This is a genomic window from Endozoicomonas sp. ONNA2, assembly GCF_024606365.1.
Lineage (GTDB): Bacteria > Pseudomonadota > Gammaproteobacteria > Pseudomonadales > Endozoicomonadaceae > Endozoicomonas.
The window spans coordinates 1-8,279 of the sequence record NZ_JAHHPO010000720.1; the positions used below are offsets into that span (position 1 = coordinate 1).

Below are 8,279 nucleotides of genomic sequence, written 5' to 3' on the forward strand. Positions count from 1 at the left end.
CCTATTTTCATTGCCTGACTCCGTTCGGACTGAGCTTGTCGAAGTTCGGTGGCACAACACTTCGACCAGCTCAGGGTGAACGGAAATCGGGAACTTATTAAAAGACAATTCCCAGGTTTTGTAGTGTATTTACAGCCGCTGTATATACGTTACCAGGCGCTTGTCGGCTTGAGACTGTCCTGCTGCGGTTGCGATAAATTGGGATAGAAATGTCTGCGATTTGGTCAATTAGACTCACTATTTTTGTCAGAATCAGAAATTTCTATCCTCAATTTCTTGCAATCGCCATCATGAACGCTTAAGTCCGACAGGCTTTTCGCATAGTAGTCAGTGTTATGGCGATGGTAAGAATAGTTTGAATTAGCTGCGTCTTTTTTTACTATGAAAATGTTGAAGCTCCTGACTTTTCTTCTGACATGGGATCAAAGCCCAGTCATTATTCGCGAGAACTTTCCGGTTGCCAGGGTTGTCGAAATGCTGTATCGGGAGGTTGTCCGAGAATATTGCCCGGTCGAACCAATCAAACGCTGACCAATCAGAGTATTCAAGCATGATCAGTCATCGTCTTTCCGTCCTGCCAGGTTTTACCCGGTCGCTATCGGGAACTTCTGAAACATTGCCAAGTGAAACTGTTGGTAATTATCTGTTGAGCACTGGACAGTATAGCCAGTCTGGCAGGAGAACCCTGCGAGAACGCCAGGTCGAATTCGCAGATCACCAAGAGTCGGCAATCGGGTTGGTACAAAGAGATGCAAACGACACTGGTTCGATACAATGGTATCCTGAGGCGCCATGTGAGGAGAGAGACGATATCTATTGGTGGATTGCCAATGGGGCGACTGACAAAATCGAAGAACTGATTGACCGGGGGTATAACTTGAACGAGGTCAGTGACCGGGATGAGCCACCACTATTCTATGCCCTCAATTTTGGTTCTCTGGAAACCGTTTTATTGTTACTGAAACGTGGGGCAGACCCAAATTTATTTCGGGTGCGCCCGAGTTTCACATCCGCGAGCAGCGGTGATTATAGTTTGCGGGAGACTGACAAATTATCCCGGCTTGTACTGCTGCTCAGTTATGGTGCCAATCTTTCGGATGATCACAATGCATTCGGTGACGTGCTGGAAGTTAACCGGATCTTTCGGCTTGCTGTGTATTACTTTTGGGAAAAATATTGTGAGGAGCATACCGATTCAATACACCGACCAGAGTCGGTTGCAGAGCTGAATCAGTTGGTTTTTGCACTACCTGTGCTGCAAATTTCGGCATATGTATCGCTGTTCAATGATCACCCCGAGATGTTGCACCTGCCCCGGGTCAGTTTGCCCGCTAATATCAGGGCGTTTTTTCAATACATTGGTGCCTGATGGCCGCTTGTCAGGATTGCGGGTGGCGCAAAATATTTTCACGCGCCATGGGCATTTGTATGCTTTGTGGTTCCGATTCAAATCTCTCAAAATCCCCATGTTTTCGGGGCTTTTCAGCTTAAGTCAGTGTCATTGGTCTCTGCAAGCCCTGCTCACTCCTCGCCAGGGGACTCTCCCGCTTGTTCCTGCTCTTTGATTTCCTGTACCCAGCGGAAGACTTCGGCAACGGGCTCAATCAGTTCGCCGGGAATAAAGTCGGCAATGTTCAAATGGAACAGGGCATGGGCCAGTGGCACGTTTTCAAGAACCGGAATGCCTTCTTTTTCAGCAATTTTGATAATAAACCGGGCATGGCCACCACGACCTTTAACCGTGACAATGGGCAGTGGTGTCTTGCCTTGACGGTACTGCAAACCAATGGCCAGGTGGGTCGGGTTTTTAATTACAACGTCTGATTTGCCGGTGTTTTCCGCCTGGTTCAGTATTTCTTGATGGATCTCCTTGCGCTTGCCCTTGATCTCCGGGCTGCCTTCACTCTCTTTATGTTCCCGTTTGACCTCGTCCTTGCTCATCCGGTTCTGTTTCATAAAGTTGTAGCGCTCAAACATATAGTCAAGGACGGCTATAATGACGAAAGCAACGACTGCGTAGAGCAGCAGCTTTTTAATCAGGTGGGCTGCCACTGGCAATATGCAGGCGCTGCCGCAATGGGGCATATCGACGATGTCGCCCACACTGCTGTAGATGACGTAATAGACAACAAATGACAGAAAGACAATTTTGATCACCGACTTGAAAAACTCGACAAGGTTTTTCATGGCGAAAATTTTTTTCAACCCACCAACGGGGCTGATTTTTTGAATATCCGGTTTTATCCCTTCCGGCGCAAACAGCAGGCCAAACTGCATGACATTACCGATAATCGCAGAAAACATGGCGACGGCCACCAGGGGGATCAGCAGATCCATGGTTAATCCCAGAAGGCCGTGGGTCACGATTTGAAAAGCCACTTCGAAGGGTTCGTTGTAGCTCAGGGTAGGGTACAGCACCATCTGCTTTATCTTGTCGATAAATGTGTCGCTCATGTACCAGAGTGTTGCCAATACAGCGATGAGGTTAAAGGTGCCGGATACTTCTTTACTTTTCGCGACCTGACCTTTTTTCCGCGCGTCGCGGAGTTTTTTGGGGGTAGGCTGTTCGGTTTTTTCGGCACTCATTTCCAGAGCACTCCCAATGATTCAAATAATTCAGGAACTCCCATCATGTGCTTGTGGGACAGTTCCAGAATAGTGGCGATGTAAACCACCAGTATGGCAGAGGCAACGCCGGATTTGATGGGCATTGCCAGGATGAATACGTTCAGCTGGGGAGCTGCCCGGCTGATCAGGGCAATACCAAATTCGGTAATGAACATACAGATAATGACCGGTGCCGAGAGCCACATGGCCAGTTTGATAATCAGGTCAAACTGGCCGAGGAAAAACGTCGCCGCTTCCTGATTGATGTTGGGAAAGTAGCTGAATACCGGCCAGACTTGATAGGTGAGCATCAGGCTTTCCAGTATCAGGAGAAACAGCCCGCTGGTCATGATCATGGCAATAAACGCCTGGCTGAACAGAATACCCATCGGGGAGGTTTCTGCGCCGGAAAATGGGTTGAGGGTGCTGGCCATGGACGCACCCCGCTGGTTATCAATAAAAAATCCGGCAGCTTCCAGTGCCCAGAAGGGAATCGCCAGCACAAACCCCATGATCGCTCCGATAAAGACTTCCTTGATTACGATGCCACCGGTGTCATAGATGGTCAGGGCTTCGTCGGGTTTGGCCGCCGACAGCATGGGGTGCATGAACATCACCAGGCACATGCAAATACCGTTACGGATCATGGCCCCGCCAAGGTTCCGCTTGTGCAGTAATGGCAACACGGTAAACAGGGCAACGATGCGGGGCATCCCCATTGACAGGATGTAAAACCACTCTTTCAGATCATCAATGGGCAGGAGCATTGTCAGAGCCTTTCAAGCATTTCCATGATAGCCAGCGAGTAGTTATAAACCTCGATACCTATCCAGCGGGATGTCAGGAAGATACTGATAATAACCGCGATGAGTTTGAAGGCAAACGGCAGGGTCTGTTCCTGGATCTGGGTCAGTGCCTGAATCAGACTGATGAGCAGACCAACCGCCGATGCCGCGATGATCGGTGGCATGGACAGTAACAGGGTCAGCCAGAGTGCCTGGGCTGTGAGTGTCAATATATGCGGATCATGCATAACTCAGCACCAGTCCGTGGATTAGCCGGGTCCAGCCATCGAGCAATACGAACAACAAGAGCTTGAAGGGCAGGGATATGGTCATGGGTGACACCATCATCATACCCATGGCCAGCAGGATGTTAGAGACGATCAGGTCAATAATGATAAAGGGCAAATAGAGCAGAAAGCCGATCTCGAAGGCCTTGGTCAGTTCCGTGATACAGTAGGACGGCATCAGTACCACCAGGTCATCTGCGCTCAGTTGTGCCTGGTACGCCTTGGGCCACAATATTCTGGCACTTTTCAGAAAGAAGTTTCTTTCCCGCTCCGTGGTATTTTTTTTCAGGAACTCGCGATAGGGCGCTATGAGCAGAGTAATATGACTCATCAGTTCCTGGCTGTCTTCGTTCTGGAAGCTGATATTCTCCTCCTGAACGATATCCCACATCTCAAAACCCACCGGTGCCATGATATAAAGCGTCAGGATAATGGCCAGGGCATTCATGGCAATATTGGGCGGAATCTGCTGCAGACCGGTAGCGTTTCTGAGAATGGAAAATACTACAACCAGTTTGAGGAATGATGTACCCATAACCGCCAGAAAGGGCACCAGCGCCATCAGCGCCAGTGGGATCATCAAATAAAATGGACTGGTGAGTGTGATTGCGCCGCTTTCCATAGTCGCCTTTTCCAGTCTCCGGGTATGAACAAGAGACTTTGTTGTTTAGAGAGTCAGTCAGTCGACAATTCTGGTAATACGTGCACCCAGTCGATTATTGATTTGTACCAGCTGGCACTCGGCAATCAATTTGCCGCCGACGCGAACCTTGACCGGTTGTTCGATGGGTCGGTCCAGTTCAAACACGTGGCCAGGCTGAAGAGACTGAACTTGCTGTGCGCTGAACTGTTGTCGCCCCACTTCAAATAAAAGGTCAACTTCAATATCGGACAGGTCGACAGGCCCCTGTTCATGATGTGCTTGATCGTCTTCCATTGGGTCCATCCTGTGCTTGATGGTAATTTGAGAACCCTCGGCTTCCCCGACGAAAGCCATATCCGGGTTAACTCTGATGATCAGCTGCTGGCCGGTGACGTGGTAATGAAAAAATACAATGTCACCGACACCCAGCGCGCTGGTTTCCTCTTTAGACAGTTTTGCCCGTCCAAGTTCCAGGCCTGCCCAGAAAGGTATATCGGTGGATTGCTCATGAATATGAGCAGGCAGCAGTTTGAGCAGCTCAAAAACAATGGGCGTGCTTTCCAGGTAAATGGGGTATTGGGTACCGGCTACCCGGATATTCATGGCCAGTTCGCCGCGCTTTGATGGGTCTTTATTGGGTGTCAGGCCAATGAACTTGATGGCAATGCCAAGCCCCTGCATCAGTTGCTCAAGCAGAATCTGTAGCCTGTTTTCCAGGGCAGCCAGCATCAAGTCCGGGGGAAGCTTGAGCAAGATCTGACTGTTCAGGGTCTCTGGCATGAGCAGGTCGATGAAGGCACTGCCGGTGTACAGTGAGACGGGCTGGTGATTTATTTCCAGCTGCAGGCAGATGGCAGGCATCGCTTCTGCAGCAATACTGCTCAGGGAAATGTCCCACCGGGTCTCATTAACTGGCAGTGCCAGCTCCGTCTGTCGGTTGCTGAGGATTTGGCCAAGCAGCAGCTGCGACGGTGAGACAGAAGGTAGATCAAGAGTTTCTGCTGCCATGGTTCAGCCTATTTCCGGTCGTTTCTGGAAGAGTTCTGGTCGTTATCATCTTCTGCCACATACTGGTTACGGGAGCGACCATCACCGTTCTGGTTATCGCCACCTGACATGTTGATATTCACCTGAACCTTGTCGTTGGAGAATCGCTCAGCCAGCATTTTCTGCAGGTTGGCTTCATGCTGGGCGAGAAAATTTCCCGCTTCTGCTGAAGAGGTATTCATGGTAACAGTCAACTCGCCACCGAGTCTTTGAATTCTGATCTCGGTTCCTGGCAGCACACTGTCTTTCAGGGAGATACGAACCTCTGCGCCATTGACCGCATCCTTGGCGGACACCTGGATTTGATCGGCCAGCTTTTGCAGCGCGGTATCAATTTCTTTCACGCTACTGGCTTGCTGGATCTCGCGCAGCTGGACATCGGTCTTGATCTGGTTCTGAGGGTTATTGACCATGACCTGCTCAGAGCTGTCACGGGCAGTCTGGAACATATTCTCATCACTCTCTTCATGAGAACTTTCTCGGAAACCTTCTCGGGAACCTTCACGGGAACCTTTTTCCTGGTGTCCCTTGATGGCATCTTTAGAGTTTTTGTTCCGCTCAGCCATCAGACTTTCCAGGCTTTGCTCCTTATCGCCTCCGGCTTTTTTCTCTTTGTCACGCTTTTCTTTGGTCATACGATCAGCAAAGTCGTTAGCTTGCTTATCGGATACTTTACGACTCTGCTGACTGGCATCGTTCTGTTGCGGGGGCGGAGCTGGCTGAGTGTTGTGATTCACACCTTGTGTTGACATGATGATTCACTCCTATTCCTTGGATTTGACGGTAAATTCTTCCATTTCCAGATCTTCAAGACGTTTGGCTTCTTTCTCGGCCTCTTCATCTTGTACCTTGCAGAACTCCTCAAACTTCTCAACTGCCATCTTGGCCTTGAAGTGAGCTTGTCTGGCTGTTTCAAGGACTTGCTCTGCCTGGACGACTTGTTTTTGTGCTTCTGCCACCCGTTGTTCTGCATCGACAATGTCCTGCTCCAGGGTAGCGTCTTTCTCCCGTAGCACGGCAACTTTCTGCTTCAGCCGATCCAGATCATGCTGCTGAATACTGGTGTTCATAATGTTATCGTATAGCCGCTGTTCTTCTTGACTGCGCCAGACAATATATTCTTCCAGAGCCTGTTGACGCTTGAGTACTTCCTGCTTGCGTTGTTCGACCTCCTGTTGGGCGAGTTCCAGCTCATGCTGACAGCGCTTGACCTCACGTTCAGCCGACTCCTCCCGTATGTTTTTAACTTTCAGCAGATCATGCAGCATCTTTTCAGTAACCTACAATTTGCTGTAGTTGGGCAATCGTCTGGTTGAGAGGCATCAGTTCATCCGTTCTCTGCTTGAGAAAAGACCGGATGGTTTCAATTTTCTGAATGGCCTCGTCGGCCAGTGGGTCTGCCCCCTGTTTGTATTCGCCGACTTTTACCAGTAGCTCAATATCTTCATATTTGGACATCAGGGCCCTTGCACGACTGACCGCCGCACGGTGGTCTTCGGTGGTAATGGCATTCATGACACGGCTGGCACTGGCCAGCACATCAATCGCCGGGTAGTGCCCGGATGCGGCCAGCTTGCGGGAAAGAATAATATGACCATCGAGAATTGAGCGGGTTTCATCCGCTACCGGCTCAGTCATGTCGTCCCCTTCAACCAGCACGGTATAGAGTGCCGTAATAGAGCCAACATCGGACATCCCCGTGCGCTCCATCAGCTTGGGGAGGGTGGCAAATACCGAAGGTGGGAAACCCCGGCGGGTCGGTGGTTCTCCGGCGGCCAGTCCGATTTCACGCTGGGCCCGGGCAAAACGGGTGACCGAATCCATCAGCAGCAGAACCCGTTTACCCTTGTCACGAAAATACTCGGCAACGGCTGTGGCTGTGTAGGCGGCCTTGGAACGCTCCATGGAGGACTTGTCAGAGGTCGCCACAATAATAACGGATTTCTTGACCCCTTCCGGCCCGAGGTCGTGCTCAATAAACTCCCGCAGTTCCCGTCCCCGTTCACCGATCAGGGCAAGCACGGTGACATCCACTTCTGCTCCCTTGACCAGCATGGACAACAGGGTACTCTTACCACCGCCGGCCGCTGCAAAAATACCCATTCTCTGGCCTTCGCCACAGGTGAGAACGCCATCAATGGCTTTAACGCCCAGGGGAATGGGGTGGTCGATGATTCTTCGGGTCATTGGGTCGGGGGCATCGGTATACACCGGATAGTGAGCTTCCGGCTCAATGCCCTCAAAGGCGTCAGGGTTTAATGGGTTGCCCATACCATCGAGCACATGACCGAGCAGGTGAGGGCCAACGGCTACGTGATGTACTTTGCCGGTTGGGATAACCTCGGTGGTGGAGGAGATCCCCATAATTTCACCCAGGGGGGAAAGTACCGTCTCATGACCCTGGAAACCCACCACTTCAGCGTAGGAATTCCGGTCACTGTCGTCGCGATTATTGGGAGATACCAGCTCGCAGAGTTCACCGATTTTGACGCCTGGCACCGCCGCTTTGATGATCATGCCCTGAACTTCAGTAACACGACCACGGATATCAATTAGCCTGCCGCTTTCCATGGTACTTTGCAGGGCATTGGTGAGATAGTTAAATGTTTGAGCCAACTTGATAACTCCTTATTGTTCGTTTCAGGATGTGCTGCTATGGAGATCCCTGAGTACTTCTTGCCGTGGCAGTATGGAGTCATTATCCAGATGCGGCAGAGTATAGTTCTTATGCTCAACACGTGGCGGAAAACTGGATAAGGCATTCCTGAATCCATTACAGGCTTCTATTTCTCTTTTCGGCCTGATGATTCAGAGCTGAAATGGTGTTGGTAAAATAAATGCAGGTAAGTAGCCAAGAGGCTGTCCGAGAATAGACTGCCCTGCGCGGCAACTGCTCCTGCGTTGCTCTAG

9 protein-coding genes are annotated in these 8,279 nt (G+C 50.5%); 1 reads left to right on the forward strand and 8 read right to left on the reverse strand.

The window, feature by feature from the left end:
• Window positions 1-550: 550 nt before the first annotated feature.
• Window positions 551-1,369, forward strand: coding sequence for an ankyrin repeat domain-containing protein (locus KDK14_RS12705; RefSeq protein ID WP_257265511.1), 819 nt, complete (start codon window positions 551-553; stop codon window positions 1,367-1,369).
• A gap of 152 nt (window positions 1,370-1,521) precedes the next feature.
• On the opposite strand, the gene sctU is transcribed toward KDK14_RS12705, so the two are convergent.
• The 8 genes from sctU to sctN are packed head-to-tail and all read right to left on the reverse strand — an operon-like array spanning window position 1,522 to window position 7,985.
• Window positions 1,522-2,586: a type III secretion system export apparatus subunit SctU gene (gene sctU, locus KDK14_RS12710; protein ID WP_257265513.1), complete on the reverse strand. Its 1,065-nt coding sequence runs from the start codon at window positions 2,584-2,586 to the stop codon at window positions 1,522-1,524.
• Complete coding sequence (gene sctT / locus KDK14_RS12715) at window positions 2,583-3,374, reverse strand: type III secretion system export apparatus subunit SctT (RefSeq protein WP_257265514.1); 792 nt, start codon at window positions 3,372-3,374, stop codon at window positions 2,583-2,585. Before sctT ends, sctU begins: the two co-directional genes overlap by 4 nt.
• A gap of 2 nt (window positions 3,375-3,376) precedes the next feature.
• Window positions 3,377-3,640 (reverse strand): type III secretion system export apparatus subunit SctS, encoded by a 264-nt coding sequence (gene sctS / locus KDK14_RS12720; RefSeq protein WP_257265515.1) that lies wholly within the window; start codon window positions 3,638-3,640, stop codon window positions 3,377-3,379.
• Window positions 3,633-4,301, reverse strand: coding sequence for a type III secretion system export apparatus subunit SctR (gene sctR / locus KDK14_RS12725; protein WP_257265516.1), 669 nt, complete (start codon window positions 4,299-4,301; stop codon window positions 3,633-3,635). The genes sctS and sctR overlap by 8 nt, the downstream gene beginning before the upstream one ends.
• A 57-nt stretch (window positions 4,302-4,358) precedes the next feature.
• Window positions 4,359-5,330 carry a type III secretion system cytoplasmic ring protein SctQ gene (sctQ, locus tag KDK14_RS12730; RefSeq protein ID WP_257265517.1) on the reverse strand — a complete coding sequence of 324 codons (972 nt, stop codon included), beginning with the start codon at window positions 5,328-5,330 and terminating at the stop codon, window positions 4,359-4,361.
• An 8-nt stretch (window positions 5,331-5,338) separates the two neighbouring features.
• Window positions 5,339-6,121, reverse strand: a complete 783-nt coding sequence (locus KDK14_RS12735) for a type III secretion HpaP family protein (RefSeq protein ID WP_257265518.1) — start codon at window positions 6,119-6,121, stop codon at window positions 5,339-5,341.
• A 12-nt stretch (window positions 6,122-6,133) separates the two neighbouring features.
• The gene (locus tag KDK14_RS12740) at window positions 6,134-6,637 is read right to left on the reverse strand and encodes a type III secretion protein (protein WP_257265519.1); all 504 of its coding nucleotides are present in this window, start codon (window positions 6,635-6,637) and stop codon (window positions 6,134-6,136) included.
• Between the two features lie 4 nt (window positions 6,638-6,641).
• Window positions 6,642-7,985 (reverse strand): type III secretion system ATPase SctN, encoded by a 1,344-nt coding sequence (gene sctN, locus KDK14_RS12745; RefSeq protein ID WP_257265520.1) that lies wholly within the window; start codon window positions 7,983-7,985, stop codon window positions 6,642-6,644.
• Window positions 7,986-8,279: the final 294 nt, after the last annotated feature.